This window comes from Microbacterium sp. zg.Y1084 (assembly GCF_024623595.1).
GTDB classification, from domain to species: domain Bacteria; phylum Actinomycetota; class Actinomycetes; order Actinomycetales; family Microbacteriaceae; genus Microbacterium; species Microbacterium wangruii.
On sequence record NZ_JANJGV010000003.1, the window covers coordinates 141,108 to 157,776 of the forward strand.

Consider the following 16,669-nt stretch of genomic DNA (forward strand, 5'->3'; position numbering starts at 1 on the left):
AGCACGAGGATGCCGATGCCCACCTCCCCTCTGATCCATCTCTCCGCCGCCGGCGTCTCGCTGGTCGTGGCCGCGGAGCGCGACCGCCTGCCGGCGATCCTGCACTGGGGGGCTGCGATCGTCGCCGCCGACGCCGATCTGCAGGCGTTCGCGCTCGCTGAGCGCCGCCGCGGGATCGACGACGTCTCCGACGTGCCGTACCGGCCGAGCATCCTCCCGGAGCACGCCGCCGGGTGGTTCGGGCGACCGGGACTGAGCGTGCACACGGCGGGCGCCGGCTGGGCGCCGCAGCTGCGCGTGCGGAGGGTGCGCGTCGATGAGCGGGAGCCGGACAGCGAGGTCACGCAGACCGGAGCGGGGCGCATCACCGTCGACGCCGGCGACCCGGGCGCCGGGATCGACGTGCGGATCGAGCTGGAGCTGGCCCCGGCCGGGCTGGTGCGCACGCGGGTGAGGGTGCGCAACGCCGCGGCGGACGGCGAGCCGCTCGAGGTGCAGTCCGTCGCGCCGGCACTGCCGGTGCCCACGCGCGCGACCGACGTGCTCGACTTCGCCGGGCGGTGGGCGCACGAGCGCATCCCGCAGCGGCATGCCGTCGTCCGTGGCACGCACGCCCGCACCTCGCGGCGCGGTCGCACCGGGCTGGATGCCACGACCGTTCTCGCCGCCGGCGTGCCGGGGTTCTCCTCCGACGCCGGCGAAGTGTGGCTGTCGCACGTGGGGTTCAGTGGCGACCACGAGCACGCGCTGGACCGCGACGATGCGAGTCTGGCCTTCCGCGGCAGCGAGGTGCTGCTGCCCGGCGAGGTGCGGCTGCGGGGCGGTGAGGAGTACGAGACGCCGTGGATCCACGGCAGCTACGGCGTCGGCCTGGATGCCGCCGCTGCGCGGTTCCACGCGCACCTGCGGGGGATCTCGCGGTCATCGCGCCGCGACCGGCCGGTGACCCTCAACGTCTGGGAGGCGGTCTACTTCGACCACGACCCGGCGGTGCTCGCCGACCTCGCCGTGCAGGCCGCGGCACTGGGCGTCGAACGCTTCGTGCTCGACGACGGCTGGTTCCGCGGCCGCCGCGACGACCGTGCGGGCCTCGGGGACTGGGAGCCGGACCCCACGGTCTGGCCCGACGGGCTGCGTCCTCTCGCCGATGAGGTGCGACGACAGGGGATGGAGTTCGGGCTGTGGGTGGAGCCGGAGATGATCAACGAGGACTCCGACCTCGCCCGCGCCCACCCCGACTGGATGCTGCGCGCCGGCCCGGAGCTGCCCGCCCGCTACCGGTTCCAGCAGGTGCTGGACCTCACGAACCCCGACGCGTTCGCCCACATCCTCGGCACGCTCGACGGACTGATCACCGACATCGGCGTCGCCTACCTCAAGTGGGATCACAACCGGGACCTCGTCGCGGCCGGCCACCCGGCCACCGGCGCCCCCGCGGTGCACGATCAGACCCTCGCGCTGTACCGGATGCTCGACGAGCTGCGCGCCCGGCACCCGCAGCTCGAGATCGAGAGCTGCGCCTCGGGCGGGGGCCGCGTCGACCTCGGCATCCTCGCGCGCACCGACCGCGTGCACCCCTCGGACAGCCACGACCCGATCGACCGCTTCCACATCCTGCGCTGGACCGGCCTGCTCGTGCCGCCGGAGATGATGGGGTCGCACGTGGCCTCGCCGGTGTCGAGCGTGACGGGCCGCACCCACGATCTGCACTACCGCTGCGCGGTGGCCTTCCTCGGGCACTTCGGCATCGAATGGGACATCCGGGAGCTGGCAGCGGACGACCGTGCCGCGCTGCAGCGGTGGATCGCGGACTACCGCCGCTTCCGCGGGCTCATCCAGACGGGCGCCGCCGTCGGTGGTGGCGAGCTCGACCCCGCCGGTCCGGCGCTGCGGGGCGTGGTCGCCCCCGACCGGGGCGAGGGTCTCTTCACGATCGTGACGCCCGCCACCACGCCCGACACGCTCTCCCGCGTGCGGCTGCCGGGCTTGGCCGACGAGCGACGCTACCGGGTCACCTCGACCGCGCCGGAGTCGCTCGGCCCGCCGTGGCAGGTGCCCGACTGGCTGCGGCTGACCCCGGGGCTGGGTCGCGCGGGAGACGCCCCGGTGCTCTCGGGCTCGATGCTGCGCACGGTGGGACTCGAATTCCCCACGTTCCACCCCGAGCGCGCCGCGGTCGTGCACGTCGCGGCGGTGGACTGACCTAGCGCGCCGCGCCCACCTGCGCCCTGGCCGCGCCGAACACCGCGGCCAGGCTCACCGGCGTGCCCATGGTCGACGACGCGACCGCCGCCTCGACCATCGCCAGACTCCACACGTTCGCCGCGATCTCACCCGAGGGTGCGGGTCCGCCGTCGAGGGCGCCGACGAACTCCGCCAGTGCGGCATCCAGGCCTTCGGCGGCCTCGTCGAGCGGCTGCACGGTCGGCGGGGCGTCGCCGGACTGCGCGACCACGTGGTCTTCGCCGTCCCACTCGGCTGCACCCCCTGCCGCGTCGCCGCGCCAGTGGCCGTTCCACGATGTCGTCAGGCCGTCGGCGCACCAGCTGCCGGAGTAGGCGAAGCGGGCGCCGTCGTTGAAGCGGAACACCGCGTGCGCGGCGGCCGCGCCCCGGTACCAGCTCCACGACGGGGAGTACTCCTCGCACCAGACCGTCACGGGCTCGCTGCCCAGCAGGTACCGCGCCTGGTCGAAGGTGTGCACGGCCATGTCGAGGAGCAGAGGCGATGCCATCCGGTCGCGGAAGCCGCCGAAACGCGGGTTCTGACGGAACCGGGCGTCGAGCTGCTCCGCGCCGCCCAGCGTGTCGAGGGCGTCGCGCAGGGCACGGATGCCGCGGGCATGCCGGCGCGACTGGCTGGTCGCCAGCAGCGTGCCGGTGTCGTCGCTGATCGCGGCGAGATGCAGCGCGCCGGCCAGGGTGGGGGCGACGGGCTTCTCGCTGAGCACGGGCACCCCGGCGCGCAGGGCCGCGCTGCTGACCTCGACATGCGCCTCGGGCACCGTGACGTTGAGCAGCATCCCGGCATCCACCGCCCGCAGGGCCTCGGAGACCGTCGCCGTGCAGGGGATGTCCCAGCCGCGTTCCCGCACCGCCGCCTGCGCCGCGTCGGGAACGATGTCGACGACGGCCGCCACCCACAGGTCGTCCCGACGGGCCACCGCGTCCATCCATGCCCGGCCCATGCCGCCGGCACCCACGATGACGACCTGTCTCATGCGCCGCCTGCCTCCGTCGGGGCCGGCGCCGCCGCGAACTCGTCGAGCGGGCGCATCGTCAGCCGGGGCGCCTCTCGGGGACGGTCCTGAGCGGCCCAGAGCGCCGCATTGCAGAGCACCCGCCGGATGCCGGGGTGGTGGTACACGGGGTAGTCCTGGTCGCCGGGCGAGAAGTAGAACACGCGGCCGTGGCCGCGGGCGAACGTCATCCCCGAGCGGAACACCTCACCCCCGCTGAAGCCCGAGACGAAGACGAGATCGTCCGGCTGCGGCACGTCGAAGAACTCGCCGTACATCTCCTGGCGGGGGATGACGATGGGCTGCGGCACGCCGTGCGCCAGCGGATGCGTGGGGGCGACCGTCCACACCAGTTCGCGGTCGTCGGCCTGCCGCCAGCGCAGCGTGCAGGTGGTGCCCATCAGGCGCGTGAAGATCTTCGACAGATGCGCCGAGTGCAGGGCGACCAGCCCCATGCCGGCGAGCACGTGGTGGTGCACGCGCTCGACGACCTCGTCCGCGACGGCGTCGTGCCGCACGTGACCCCACCAGTACAGGACGTCGGTGGCGGCCAGGCGCTCCTCGGACAGCCCGTGCGCGTCGTCGTCGAGCGTCGCGGTGTCGACGACGACCTCGTGGCCGAGACCGTCGCGCAGCGCGGCGGCGATGGTGCCGTGGATGGTGTCCGGGTAGAGGCGCCGGGTGAGGGCGTCGTTCTTCTCGTGGTGGTTCTCGCCCCACACCAGAGCGCGGACGGTTCGTGTGCGCGTCACCCCTTGAAAGCCCCGTCCATGATGCCGGCGACCATGCGGCGTCCGACGAAGAAGAAGACGATGAGCAGGGGGAGCGTCGCCATGAACGATCCGCCCATCGTGAGGGCGAGGTCGATGGTGCGGTTCGCCTGCAGCTGCTTCAGCACGATCTGCACGGTGAACAGCTCCGGCGACTTCAGCACGATGAACGGCCACATGAAGTCGTTCCACACCGACGTGAACGTGATGAGGCCCAGCACGAAGGCGGCGGGCCGCACGACGGGGAAGCCGATGCGCCAGAAGATCTGCCAGCTGTTGGCTCCGTCGATGCGCGCGGCCTGCATCAGCTCGTCGTTGAGGGTCGTGGACATGTGCTGACGCATCCAGAAGATGCCGAACGCGCTCGCGAGCCCCGGCACGATGATCGCCTGCAGGGTGTCGACCCAGTCCAGCCAGGAGATGATCAGGTACTGCGGGATCACGCTCAGCTGCGCCGGAACGGTCATCGTCAGCAGGACGATGAGGAACAGCGCATTGCGGCCGGGGAACTGCAGCTTCGCGAACGCGAAGCCGGCGAGGGCGCACAGGATCGCGGTGATGACCGCGACCGTCAGCGACACGATGACGCTGTTGAGCAGCGACTGGAAGAACGGCACCGTCTCGAAGACCTTCGCGGCGATGTCGGCGAAGTTGAAACCCGGGTACAGCCGCGGCGGGATCGACGTGACCGCGCTCGCTCCCACCGAGGCGATGACGAACATGTAATAGAGCGGGAAGACGCTGATGAAGACCGCGCCGATGAGCAGCGCGTAGACGGGCCAGCCCACCTTGCCCGCCCGCCCGCCGTGGCGGCGCCGGTTCAGCTGGGGGCGGACCAGGGCTTCCTGCGGTGATTGCGGGACCGCCTGATCGATCACGTCGGACATCAGCGCGCCTTCCGGGTGCGGGTGGTGAGGAAGAAGTTGATGAGGGAGACCACGACGACGATGACGAAGAGTGCGACGCCGACCGCAGAGCCGTAGCCGAACTCGAACTGGCCGAAGCCCTGCTCGTAGAGGAACAGCGCGAGCGTCTGGCACTGCCGGCCACCGCCGCAGGTGAGCCCTGATTCCGGGGCGACCAGCAACGGCTCGGTGAAGATCTGCAGTCCGCCGATCGTCGACATGATCACGGTGAAGATGATGATGGGCCGCAGCGACGGGATGGTCAGGTGGATGAACTGCTGCCACCCCGACGCCCCGTCGACGGAGGCGGCTTCGTACATCTCGCGGGGCAGGGCCTGCAGGCCCGCCAGGTACAGCAGGGTGTTGTAGCCGAACCACCGCCACATCACCATCGACGAGATCACGATCCACGAGCCGACCTGCGACGACAGGAAGTTCACGGCCGGGATGCCGAAGATGTCGAGCATCCAGTTGATGAGGCCGAAGTTCTTGTCGAAGATCTGGGCGAACACCAGGGCGGTCGCGGCGACCGACGTGATGTAGGGGACCAGCAGCGCCATGCGGAAGAAGTTGGCCATCTTGAGCGTCGCGTGGTTCAGCAGGTGCGCGAGTCCCAGGGCGAGCATCAGCTGCGGGATGGTCGAGATGAGGAAGATGCCGAAGGTGTTGACGAAGGCGTTCCAGAAACGCTGGTCTGCGAAGAGCCGCTCGAAGTTGGCCAGCCCCACGAAGGTCTGCTCGCCGATCGGGTTCCAATCGAACAGGGCGACGTAGAACGTGAACAGCAGCGGGAAGAGGCCGAAGATCGCGAAGATCACGAAGAACGGCGCGATGTAGAGGTACGGCGCCACGCGCTCGGCCAGCGGCTGGCGGATCACCTGGCGGGGCGGCCGATCGCTGCGACGGGCCTTCTTCTGGACGGGGATGGCGGTCGCCGTCGCGGTCATGATTGCTCCCTCGATCGTCGGGGGTGGGGCCCGGCCGCACGCCGGGCCCCACCGATGGGTGACGGCTCAGCCGCCGAGCGCGGCCTTGGCGCTCGAGACGCCGGTCGACCAGGCCTCGCGCGGCGCGACGTTGCCGGCTTCCATGTCGACCAGGGTGTTCAGCAGCGCGGCGCCGATGGCGCTGGTGTCCGGCCCGTTGAGGAAGGAGTTGAACTGCAGCACGGACTCGCTGATGACCTCGCCGATCTGGGAGTCCCCGTAGAACGGGTCGGTGTAGCTGAGCACCTCCTCGCTCTCGAGTGCGGACTTGGCGGCAGGGAACGTGCCCGTCTCGGCGAAGTGCTCGGTCTGCGCCTCGGGGGTCAGCATGGTCTGGATGTACTGCCAGGCCGCTTCGGGGTTCTTCGCCCGGGCGGGGATGGCGATGACGCTGCCGCCCCAGTTGCCGCCGACGCCCGGGACCGCGGCGACGCGCCACAGGCCCTCGGTGTCGGGGGCGTCGGTCTTGTAGCCCGAGAGCATCCACGACGGCGCCGTCGACACGGCGAACGCCGCGTTGGCGCGACCCGGCGCCCAGCCCGACGACCAGGCGGCGATCCCCGCGCTGATGCCGGCTTCGTAGGCGCGGACGGCGACGTCGAACGCTTCCTCCACCTCGCCGTTGGTGTCGAAGGTGACCTCGCCCTCGGGCGAGTAGTACTTCTCGCTCACCTGGTTCACGGCGGCGAAGAACACCGTCGTCTCGACGTTGTCGACGAAGGGCTGCCCGGTGGCGGCGGTGTACTTCTCGCCCATCTCGATGAACGAATCCCAGTCCGACCACATGGCGGCGACCTCGTCCGGGTCGCTGGGGAGCCCCGCGGCCTCGAAGAGGTCGGCGCGGTAGGCGAAGCCCAGACCGCCGACGTCGGTGGGGATGCCGATGATGGATCCGTCCTCGGCGGTGGCCTCGCCGATCGCCCAGTCGAGGTAGTCCTCGCCCAGGTCGTCGCCGCCGAGCGTGCGCAGGTCGATGAAGTTGCTCGGGTTCTCGATGAACTTCGGCAGCTCGTCGTTCTGGATCATGACGAGGTCCGGCACGCGGCCGCCGGCCAGCGCCGCGGTCAGCGCGGTGGCGGTCTCGGCGGTGCTTCCCACCTCCGACAGCTTCACCTTGGCGTCGGGGTTCTTCTCGAGGTAGCGCTCGACCGAGTCCTTCTGGCCGATGCCGGTGAAGGACCAGAACTCGAACTCGGCGTTCGGGTCGCCCGAACTCTCGCCCGAACCTCCCGAGGTGCATCCGGACATCAGCAGTGCGAGAGTGCCGACCGCTGCGATGGGCAGGGCCAGTTTGCGACGGTTCACAACAGCTCCTCTTCTTCGGGGACATGTGTCTGCGGAGGCCGCCATGGCCTCGGGCGAGAGATCGATCTCTCGTTCGGGACACAGTAGGCCCGGCCGACGGATGCTGGCAAGACATCTGCCGAGAAATCCCTCCAACGATGTAAGAGCCGCTGCGCTGCGACGATTCGTTCCGATGAGATGAATGCCGGTGGGTCGACGTGCAATGATCGGGGACCAGAGAACGATCTCACCGCTGCGGCCGCTCAGGAGGAGCCATGTCACGCCCCACGCTCGTCGACGTCGCCCATGCGGCGGGTGTCTCCCGGGCCACGGCCGCCCGCGTCCTCGCCGGCGCGACCAACGTCGACCCGGCGATGTCGGTCGCCGTCGAGCGGGAGGCGCGGCGGCTGGGGTACGAGACCAACTTCGCCGCACGGGTGCTGCGGGGCGGCCGCTCGGGGGCGATCGGCATCGTCATCGCCCTCAACGAGCTCGACAGCGTCGGGGGGTCCTTCTTCACCGCGGTGCTGAAGGGGGCGGCCAAAGGGCTGTCCGCCGGTGAGGCGCAGCCCGTGCTGCTGCCGGCAGAGGATGAGGACCGGGATCGCATTCCCCGGTTCCTGCGCTCCGGCGCCCTCGACGGCGTCATCGTGATCCTGCAGCACGAGATCACCCACCTGGTGGCACAGCTGGCCCAGTCGCCCGTTCCCATCGCCTGGGTGGGTCGCCCTGCGGAGGACGTCGGCAGCGACGCCGTCGTCATCGACTGCGACAACTACGGCGGTGGGGTGCTCGCTGCCCAGGCGCTCGTGGATGCCGGCCGGCGCACGATCGGCATCATCGCCGGCCCGCCCGACATGGCGCAGGCGCAGGAGCGCCTGCAGGGATGCAAGGACGAGCTCGCTCGCCACGGCGTGGTCGCGGGCCCGGTCGTGCACGGTGACTTCACTGCCGACAGCGGGTCCGCCGCGATGGCTCGTCTCCTGCAGCGCGCGCCCGGGTTGGACGGGGTGTTCGCGTGCTCGGATCTCATGGCATCCGGTGGGCTGCGCGTGCTGCAGGCGGCCGGCCGCCGCGTGCCCGACGAGGTGTCGCTGGTGGGGTTCGACGATGTCGTCGTCGCCGTGACATCGGACCCGCCGCTGACGACCGTGCGTCAGCCCCTGGAGGAGATGGGGCGCGCAGCGGCCGAGGCGCTGCTGGCGCGTATCGAGGGCAGAGCCGAGGGGGGAAGCATCGTGCTGCCCACGACGCTGGTGCGCCGCGAGACGCTCATCTGACCGACACGCAGCGTCACACGGCGAAAGCCATCGACACACATCGGCGTGACGCGTGACGGGAGGCCGGGACTTTCCTAATCTGGGCGCACCGCCCCCTCGCGCTCGCCGTGGGCCGCCCCTCCGGGAGAACCATGTCCCTCATCACCCCCGAAGCGCTCGCCGCGCTCATCGCCGGCCCTCACCCCGTGCGCGTGCTCGACGTGCGGTGGCGTCTGGACCGACCCGACGGCCGGGCGGAGTACCTCGCCGGGCACGTGCCCGGCGCCGTCTACGTCGACCTCGAGCGCGAGCTGTCTGCGCACGGCGCACCGACCGAGGGGCGGCACCCGCTGCCCTCCACGGCGCAGCTGGGGGAGGCGGCGCGGCGGTGGGGGCTCGACGACGGCGACACCGTCGTCGTCTACGACGACCTGTCGTCGCTCGCCGCCGCGCGCGCCTGGTGGCTGCTCGTCGATGCGGGGGTGGCGGACGTGCGCATCCTCGACGGCGCCCTGCGCGGGTGGATCGCCGCCGGGCTGCCGCTGGAACAGGGCGCGGTGGTTCCCAGCCCCGGCTCGGTCACGCTCGGTCGCGGACTCCTCCCGCGGCTGACGATGGGAGCAGCGGCGGCGCTGGCGCAGACCGGCGTGCTGCTGGACGTGCGCGCCGAGGAGCGCTATCGCGGCGAGACGGAGCCGATCGACCCGCGCGCCGGTCACATCCCGGGCGCCCTCAGCGCCCCGACCACCGCCAACGTGGATGCCGACGGTCGCTTCCTCGATCCCGCCGCGCTGCGCGAGCGGTTCACTGCTCTGGGGGTGACCGAGGGCGAGCCCGTCGGGGTGTACTGCGGGTCGGGCATCACGGCATCCCACGCGGCCTTCGCCCTCACCCTCGCCGGCTTCGCCCCGCGGCTGTACCCGGGCTCATGGAGCCAGTGGTCGCAGCACCCCGACCGCCCGGTGGCCACCGGCGCCGAGCCCGGGGGTGGCGGGTGAGCCGCTACCTCGTCATCGGCGCCGGCGCAGTGGGAGGGCTGCTGGCCGCGCAGTGGGCCGCTGCGCAGGTGCCGGTGGTGCTGATCGCACGCGAGCCGACGCGCGCCGCCATCGCACGCGACGGGGTGAGGGTGCGCCGGCCGGGCGGCGACGACGTCGTGGCGGTGGAGGTCGCCGGCTCGCTGGCGGTCGCCCGCCCGACGGCGGCCGACACCGTCGTGCTGGCGGTCAAGGCGCCGGATGTCGAAGAAGCGGTCGCCGCGATCGCGTGGACTCCGCTGGCCGACGGCCGCGGGGTCGTCGCCGACCTTCCGATCCTCACGCTGCAGGGTGGACTGGCGGCCGAGCGCATCGCGCTGCGCCGGTTCGCGACGGTGATCGGGGTGTCGCTGGGGGCGCCCGTCGGCCTGATCGCGCCCGGCGTGATCGCCGCGGCGGCGCACCCGATCGTGGGCGCGGCGTGGTTGGGGGGCTACCCCCACTCCCTTCCCGCGGAGGAGGAGCGCCACCGCCTGGCGCTGGCCGCGGCGGGCTTCGCCGCCTCGGTCGAGCCCGACATCGCCGCCGCCAAGAGACGCAAGCTCATCGCCAGCCTCGCCGGTGCGGTCGAGGTCTTCGATGCGCCGCAGGAGCAGCTCGAGCGCGCCGCCGACGCGGTCGAGGCCGAGGCGCGCGCCGTCTTCGCCGCTGCCGGGTTGGCCGTCGCCCCGCCACGGCCGGGCGCGCGGCTGGAGGTCGGCGAGGTGCCCGGATTCGCGACGGGTCGCGGGTCGGTGTGGCAGGGGTTCGCGCGAGGGGCCGCGAGCGAGGCCGACCACCTCAGCGGCGAGGTCGCGCTCGTCGCCCGGCAGACCGGTGTCGACGCTCCGCTGAACACGGCGGTCGCGCGCGCGCTGGGAGCACTCGCCCACCGCCGGGGGCGGCCGGGTGAGCTGCCGCTGCCCGCCGAGTTCGGCTCCGCCCTCTTCGGCGGAGTATCCGCGCGGACGCGACGGTGAGCGTCGACGTCGGCGTGGGCGCTGCCGCGCCGCTGCGGGTGGTCGGCGTGTCCGGCTCGCTGCACGCCCCGAGCAAGACCACGGTGCTCGTCGAGGCCATCGTCTCCGCCCTCGCCGCCCGGGTGCCCGTGGCATCCACGATCATCGACATCGCCGACCTCGGCGGCTCGTTCGCCGGGGCGCTGACCCGGGCGGAGCTCGGTGCGCCGGCCCGGCAGGCGCTGCACGACATCGAGACGGCCGACCTGCTCGTGGTGGCGAGCCCGGTCTACCGTGCGTCGTTCACGGGCCTGTTCAAGCACCTGTTCGACTTCGTCGAGCAGTACGCACTGGTGGGCACGCCCGTGATCGTCGCGGCGACCGGCGGCGGTGATCGGCACGCGCTCATCCTCGAGCACCAGCTGCGCCCGCTGTTCGGGTTCTTCCAGGCGCTCACGCTGCCGGTGGGGGTATACGCCAGCGCCGCCGACTTCGACGGCTACGCGCTGACGTCGCCCGCGGTGCGGGCGCGCATCGACCAGGCCGTCGACGGCGGTCTGCCGCTCATCCGCAAGGCGGTCGCGCAGGAGGTGTCGCGGTACGTGTCGACCTGGTGAGGCGGATGCCGCGGCATCCGCCCGCGCTCAGCGCTTCTTCGCGGGGGCGGCGGCGACGTCGAGCTTGTCGTGGCCGCCGAGCGACGACCAGGCGCTGGCGACGCCCTTCGCGGCGTGCTCCGCCGCGCGCACGGCGCGTTCGTCGGCCCATTCGTTGAGCACGTGGCCGCGGTGGCCGCGCACGTGCTCGAGCACGACGTCGGGAAGGCCCGCCGCCCGGCGGGCGTCGCGGGCGACGATGAGCTGCTCGAGCAGGTCGCGGTTCTTGGTGGGGGAGCCCGTGGAGGTCTTCCAGCCGCGACGGCGGTGGCCGTCCATCCACGACTGGTAGGTGTCGATGGCGTACTTCGAGTCGGCCTGGATGTGCAGGTTCGCCACGTCCGGGTGGTCGGTGATCGCCTTCAGCAGCCCCATCAGCTCGCCGATGTTGTTCGTGCCCTGCGGAATGGCGCCCGCGGCCCAGTGTCCGTCCGCCGCGACCCACGCCCATCCGGTCGGTCCCGGGTTGCCCTTGCAGGCGCCGTCGGTGGCCACGATGTAGGGGGATTCGGGGGAGGTCATCACCACAGAACGCTACCCGCCCGTGGCGGGTGCACCGTCATCGCGGTGCCCGCGGCGGCGCCACCGCGGGCGTCTGGGCGGGTGCGCCGAGGCGGCAGCGGACGCGGCGGCCTGCCGGTCGCGACGACGCTCGTGCCAGGCGGCGACCTCGTCGTCGACGTCGTGGAGCGGGGTGACGACGGGCGGTCCTCCCTGCAGCTGCCGGCGCGCTTCGATCACCCGCCGGTTGAAGTCCGTCACATATTCCCGCACGTCCTCCTCGCGGGAGAGTGCGTCGGCGCGCGCAGCGAACTCCGCATGCTCCGTCCGCAGCATGAGTGAGGGCGGTCCGAGGCCGGTGAGCTTCTCGGTCTGGATCTTGCGGCGGATCCACCAGTCCGGGTCGTGCGCGACGCCCAGCCCCTCGATGGGCTTGCCGGCGCCGGGCAGGTCGTCGAACTCGCCGGCGCGGATCGCCTGCTGGATCGCCGTCTCGATGTAGGCGGCGCGATCGGTCGACATCGAGCTGCCGGGGCTGGAGCGCACGTGGTCTGCGTCGGGTTCGCGTGCAGGCTCGGTGCCGGGCTCCTGGGACTCCGCCGGGGCGTCGTCGTCCCACTCGCGCTGCAGCTTCTCGACGCGGTACCGCGCCGCGTGCAGCCGGGGATCCTCGGTCATCGCGCACCTCCCTGGCTTTCCACGGTAACGCCGCACTGGCACGGCGAGGCGATACTGCGTATGTATATACTCAGAAATCACATACGCGGTATGCATTGATGGGAGACACGGATGTCTGTGCGACAGAGCCTGCTGGCGATCCTCGACCAGGGGCCGTGCTACGGCTACCAGCTGCGGGCGGAGTTCGACCGCCGCACCGGGTCGACCTGGCCGCTGAATGTGGGCCAGATCTACAACACCCTCGACCGCCTCGAGCGCGACGGCCTCGTCGAGAAGGGCGACGTCGACGAGCAGGGGCACGTGTACTGGCAGATCACGGATGCCGGTCGGGCCGAGGTGCGCGCCTGGCTCGCCGCCCCGGTGGAACGCGGCCAGGGCACCCGAGACGAGCTGGCGATCAAGCTCGCCGTCGCCGCGACCCTCCCCGGCGTCGACGTCGGTGAGGTGATCCAGACGCAGCGCCGCGCGTCGCTCCTGCAGCTGCAGGAGCTGCAGCGCGCGAAGTACGCCGGTGCCGATCCGAACGGGCCGGAGGAATTGGCCTGGTCGCTCGTGGTCGACGCGATGATCTTCACCGCCGAGGCCGAGGTGCGCTGGCTCGACCACACCGAGCAGCGCCTGGCGTTGCATCCGCGCCACGCGATGGCGCTGGAGCTGTCGACCGAGAAGCCCAAGCGGGGTCGCCCCGCCAAGGCCGCCACCACGGCGGAGACGGCGCGATGACCGCCGCGACGGCCGGGCCGGTGCTGCGCCTGGTCGGCGTCACGCAGCAGTACGGCGTGGGGGAGACCGCGATCAGCGCGCTGGCGGGTGTCGACCTCGAGGTCGCCCGCGGCGAGCTGGTCGCCGTGATGGGCGCATCGGGCTCGGGCAAGTCGACGCTGCTGTCGATCGCCGGCGGCCTGCAGCGCCCGACGACGGGCGAGGTGATCGTCGAGGGCACCTACCTGTCCACGGCATCCGCACGCGAACTCGCGCGGCTGCGACGGCAGTCGCTCGGCTTCGTCTTCCAGGACTTCAATCTGATCCCGACCCTCACCGCCATGGAGAACGTCACGCTGCCGCTCGAGCTTGATGGCTTCCGGGCCCGGGTGGCACGCCGGGCCGGCAAGGATGCGCTGCAGTCGGTGGGCCTGGACGACAAGCTCGATGCCTACCCCGACGACCTCTCCGGTGGGCAGCAGCAGCGCGTCGCCATCGCCCGCGCCGTGGTCGGCGGACGCCGGCTGATCCTCGCCGACGAGCCCACCGGCGCCCTGGATTCGGTGACGGGCGAGGCGGTGATGCGGATGCTGCGCACACGAGTGGATGCCGGTGCCGTCGGCATCCTCGTCACGCACGAGCCCCGCCACGCGGCGTGGGCCGACCGCATCGTGTTCCTGCGCGATGGCCGGGTCGTCGACGAATCGCGCCGCACCGGCGCCGAGTCGCTGCTGAGTGACGCGCGATGACCGTCACCGCCCCGGCCCCCGATCTCGCGGGGCCGCCGTCCGACGATCCCACCGATCGTCCGCCCGCCGAGCGCCGCTCGATCTGGCCCCGCCTGCGCGCCGACCTGCGACTCGCCTCGCGCCAGGTGCGTCGCGGCTGGGCGTCGAGCCTGCTCGTGGTGACCCTTGTCGCTCTGCCGATGACGCTCGTGGCCGGCGGCATCGTGTTCGCCGTGAGCCATGTGCCCACGACCGAGGAGACGCTCACCGCGGAGCTGGGCCAGGCCGACAGCTGGGTCGCCGTCGTGTATGGTCCCGACCCATCGCTGCGGCAGTACCTCGACGACCCGTCGTGGTGGGAGATCGACCGCGACGACATGACCGGCATCCCGGCGAACGCGGAGCAGCCGATGCCGGAGAGCGCCGCGCCGCTGCTGCCGGCGGGGCTCGACCTGATGGAGATCGGCTTCGCCGCCGTCACCGCTGAGACCGCGGGCGGCACCGGCTCGCTCGCCGCCGTCATCGGCGAGGCCTGGGACCCCGCGCTCGACGGGCGCTTCGAACTGCACGACGGCCGCGCGCCGCGGGGCTCTGGCGAGGCGATGGTCTCGCCCGGTGCCCTCGAACGCCTCGGCGCGACGATCGGCGACGACCTGGTGCTCACCGAGCCCGCGGCATCTTTCACGATCACGGGAGTCATGACGCAGGCCGAGGACCCGGATGCCGCCGAGGTCGTCTTCCTGCCGGCGACCGCGTCACTCCGGGCCCTGCAGGTGGACGTGACGTCCACGCGCTGGTTCCTCCCGGAGTGGAGTCCCACCGCCGACGACATGGCAGAGCTCAACAGCGAAGGCCTCGTCGTGCTCGACCGGCAGCTGTACGCCAACCCGGGGGCCGGTGCGGCGCCGGGCTCGTCCGCCGCCTCGGTCTGGTCGATCGTGGCGATCGTGGCTGCTGCCGCAGCGTTCAGCGGCTACCTCGTGGTGCTGCTGGCGGGTGCCGCGTTCTCCGTCAGCGCCCGGCGACAGCAGCGCGCGCTCGCTGTCGCCGCGAGCGTCGGCGCCGGTCGCGGAGACGTGTTCCGTATCGTGCTGCTGCAGGGCACAGTGCTGGGTCTGGTCGGCGGCGTCATCGGCTCCGGACTCGGCATCGGGCTCGGCATCCTGTTCCTGCACCTGCTCGACGACGGTTCGGCTGCCGCGTTCTGGGGGCTGCACGTCCCGTGGCCGGCGCTCGTCGGTGTCGTCGCGTTCGCCGCGATCGTCGGCACGCTCGCCGCGCTGATGCCGGCGCGCGCCGCCACCCGCGGCGAGGTCATCGCTGCGCTGCGCGGCGCGCGGCGCCCGGTGCGCGTGCGCACCGACCGGCCGCTGTGGGGCTCGCTGCTGCTGGCGATCGGCATCGGCGTCACCGCGGCATCGGGGACCGTGCTCGCCACGGTCGAACCGATCGAAGGGGGCTCCCCGCATCCGCTGTGGGTCGCCGGCATCATCGGGATCATCGCCGGCCCGCTGCTGCTGCAGGTGGGCGTCATCTTCGCCGGTCACTGGCTGCTGACATTGCTTGCCCTCGTGTTGTCGCGGCTGGGCCTGGCCCCGCGCATTGCGGCCCGCGACGCCGCGGCCAATCCGGGCCGCATCGTTCCGGCCTTCGCCGCCATCGCCGCCGTTGCGTTCCTGTCGTCGGCTGCGCTCGGTGGGGTCGCTGTGGGCTTCGGTGCCGCGGAGCGTGGCTGGTTCTACCAGGCGCCGCTGGGCAGCGTCGCCCTCATGGCATCGCTCGGGGAGGCGGACGACCGGGGAGCGCAGCTCACGGCCGGCGAGGAGCGAGCGCGGGCGTTGCTCGCCCGCACCGACCCCGCCGCGGTGGCGCTCGTGCGTACCCAAGGCTGGCCCGGAACCTACGACGAGTCCGGGCTGCTGCGCAATCCCGACGTCACCGTGATCTCCCCGGCGCTGCAGGACTACGTCGACTGCGCGGATGCAGCGGTGGGAAACGCGAACTGCGTCCCCGCCGGCGCTGCGGCCGCCGGATACCACCACGCCCTTGCCGTGGTCGACGACGCCGACCTCGCTGCCGCGCTCGGGGTCGCCGTGCCCAGCTCCGCCCGCGCCGCCTTCCGCGACGGGGCGGCCATCGTCACCGACACCCGGTTCCTCACCGACGACGGGCTCGTGGAGGTGGCCACCGTGACCGCCGAGCAGGTAGACGGGTCTTGGGACGCGGCCACGGTACAGACGCGCGGCGACCGTTCGCTCGAGGTCGTCGATCTGCAGACGCCCGTGGCCTTGCCCTGGGGCGTGATCGTCTCGCCGCAGACAGCAGAGCGCCTCGGCGTAGGCTACGGCGGCTTCACCCTCGTCGCCGCCTACGACCAGCCGCTGTCCGTCACCGCACTGGACCGGCTGCGCGCCGAGGCCGAGGCCGCGTCGCGAATGAACCCCGACGTCTACATATGGCCCCAGCTCGAGAGCGGCCCGTCGGCCCCGGCCGGCTGGCTGTGGCTCATCCTCGGCGCGACGAGTGTCCTCGTGGTCGCCGCCAGCGCCGTCGCGCTCGGCCTGGCGCGGGTCGAGCGCCGTCCCGACGACGCGACGCTCGCCGCCGTGGGTGGCAGCAGGCGCCTGCGCCGCGGCATCGCGCTGTGGCAGGCGCTGGTGATCACCGGGCTGGGCACCGTGACGGGCGCCGTCGCCGGCATCCTGCCGGTGTGGGGCGTCGTGCTCGCCAGCGGGAACAGCTACAACCCGCCGCAGCTCACCGACCTGCCGTGGGCCTGGCTCGCACTGCTGGCCGTCGGCCTGCCGCTGGCGATCGCGATCGTGTCGTGGCTCGTGCCCCCGCGGCATCCGGATCTCACGCGCCGCACCGCCATCGCCTGATCAGTCGCGTCGCCGGGTCGACTCCCGCACGACCAGATGGGTCGGCAGCGGGGTCGACTCGGTGACGGCGTCGGGCTCCTCGACCGCCAGCAGCACCTTCTGCGC

The 16,669-nt window shown here is 72.3% G+C and carries 15 protein-coding genes; 8 read left to right on the forward strand and 7 right to left on the reverse strand.

Going from position 1 to position 16,669, the window contains the following annotated elements; genetic code table 11:
• Positions 1-15 precede the first annotated feature (15 nt).
• Positions 16-2,202 (forward strand): alpha-galactosidase, encoded by a 2,187-nt coding sequence (locus NQ165_RS05160; protein WP_257531934.1) that lies wholly within the window; start codon positions 16-18, stop codon positions 2,200-2,202.
• A 1-nt stretch (position 2,203) separates the two neighbouring features.
• On the opposite strand, the gene NQ165_RS05165 is transcribed toward NQ165_RS05160, so the two are convergent.
• From NQ165_RS05165 to NQ165_RS05185, 5 genes are all read right to left on the reverse strand, one after another.
• The gene (locus NQ165_RS05165; protein WP_257526252.1) at positions 2,204-3,220 is read right to left on the reverse strand and encodes a Gfo/Idh/MocA family protein; all 1,017 of its coding nucleotides are present in this window, start codon (positions 3,218-3,220) and stop codon (positions 2,204-2,206) included.
• Positions 3,217-3,990 (reverse strand): ThuA domain-containing protein, encoded by a 774-nt coding sequence (locus NQ165_RS05170; protein ID WP_257526250.1) that lies wholly within the window; start codon positions 3,988-3,990, stop codon positions 3,217-3,219. Before NQ165_RS05170 ends, NQ165_RS05165 begins: the two co-directional genes overlap by 4 nt.
• Entirely contained in the window at positions 3,987-4,895 is a 909-nt protein-coding gene (locus NQ165_RS05175) for a carbohydrate ABC transporter permease (protein WP_257531936.1), read from the reverse strand. The genes NQ165_RS05170 and NQ165_RS05175 overlap by 4 nt, the downstream gene beginning before the upstream one ends.
• Positions 4,895-5,860 carry a carbohydrate ABC transporter permease gene (locus tag NQ165_RS05180; protein WP_257526248.1) on the reverse strand — a complete coding sequence of 322 codons (966 nt, stop codon included), beginning with the start codon at positions 5,858-5,860 and terminating at the stop codon, positions 4,895-4,897. The genes NQ165_RS05175 and NQ165_RS05180 overlap by 1 nt, the downstream gene beginning before the upstream one ends.
• Before the next feature lie 66 nt (positions 5,861-5,926).
• Positions 5,927-7,204, reverse strand: a complete 1,278-nt coding sequence (locus tag NQ165_RS05185) for an extracellular solute-binding protein (RefSeq protein ID WP_257526246.1) — start codon at positions 7,202-7,204, stop codon at positions 5,927-5,929.
• A 254-nt stretch (positions 7,205-7,458) separates the two neighbouring features.
• Between NQ165_RS05185 and NQ165_RS05190 the strand changes: the two genes are divergently transcribed.
• The 4 genes from NQ165_RS05190 to msuE all read left to right on the forward strand — a co-directional run bounded on the left by NQ165_RS05190 (position 7,459) and on the right by msuE (position 11,034).
• Positions 7,459-8,463: a LacI family DNA-binding transcriptional regulator gene (locus NQ165_RS05190; protein ID WP_257526245.1), complete on the forward strand. Its 1,005-nt coding sequence runs from the start codon at positions 7,459-7,461 to the stop codon at positions 8,461-8,463.
• 131 nt (positions 8,464-8,594) lie between these two features.
• Complete coding sequence (locus NQ165_RS05195; protein ID WP_257531938.1) at positions 8,595-9,440, forward strand: sulfurtransferase; 846 nt, start codon at positions 8,595-8,597, stop codon at positions 9,438-9,440.
• Entirely contained in the window at positions 9,437-10,438 is a 1,002-nt protein-coding gene (locus NQ165_RS05200; RefSeq protein ID WP_257526242.1) for a ketopantoate reductase family protein, read from the forward strand. The genes NQ165_RS05195 and NQ165_RS05200 overlap by 4 nt, the downstream gene beginning before the upstream one ends.
• A complete protein-coding gene (msuE, locus tag NQ165_RS05205; RefSeq protein ID WP_257526241.1) occupies positions 10,435-11,034 on the forward strand; it encodes an FMN reductase in 600 nt (199 codons plus the stop codon). The genes NQ165_RS05200 and msuE overlap by 4 nt, the downstream gene beginning before the upstream one ends.
• A 27-nt stretch (positions 11,035-11,061) precedes the next feature.
• Here msuE and NQ165_RS05210 read toward each other — a convergent pair whose 3' ends face one another.
• Complete coding sequence (locus NQ165_RS05210) at positions 11,062-11,595, reverse strand: ribonuclease H (RefSeq protein WP_257526240.1); 534 nt, start codon at positions 11,593-11,595, stop codon at positions 11,062-11,064.
• Between the two features lie 12 nt (positions 11,596-11,607).
• Positions 11,608-12,252 carry a DUF1992 domain-containing protein gene (locus NQ165_RS05215; RefSeq protein ID WP_257531940.1) on the reverse strand — a complete coding sequence of 215 codons (645 nt, stop codon included), beginning with the start codon at positions 12,250-12,252 and terminating at the stop codon, positions 11,608-11,610.
• 111 nt (positions 12,253-12,363) lie between these two features.
• Between NQ165_RS05215 and NQ165_RS05220 the strand changes: the two genes are divergently transcribed.
• The 3 genes from NQ165_RS05220 to NQ165_RS05230 are packed head-to-tail and all read left to right on the forward strand — an operon-like array spanning position 12,364 to position 16,564.
• A complete protein-coding gene (locus NQ165_RS05220) occupies positions 12,364-12,975 on the forward strand; it encodes a PadR family transcriptional regulator (RefSeq protein ID WP_257531942.1) in 612 nt (203 codons plus the stop codon).
• Positions 12,972-13,703, forward strand: a complete 732-nt coding sequence (locus tag NQ165_RS05225) for an ABC transporter ATP-binding protein (protein ID WP_257526237.1) — start codon at positions 12,972-12,974, stop codon at positions 13,701-13,703. Before NQ165_RS05220 ends, NQ165_RS05225 begins: the two co-directional genes overlap by 4 nt.
• Complete coding sequence (locus NQ165_RS05230; protein ID WP_257531944.1) at positions 13,700-16,564, forward strand: FtsX-like permease family protein; 2,865 nt, start codon at positions 13,700-13,702, stop codon at positions 16,562-16,564. The genes NQ165_RS05225 and NQ165_RS05230 overlap by 4 nt, the downstream gene beginning before the upstream one ends.
• The last annotated feature ends 105 nt before the right edge of the window (positions 16,565-16,669 follow it).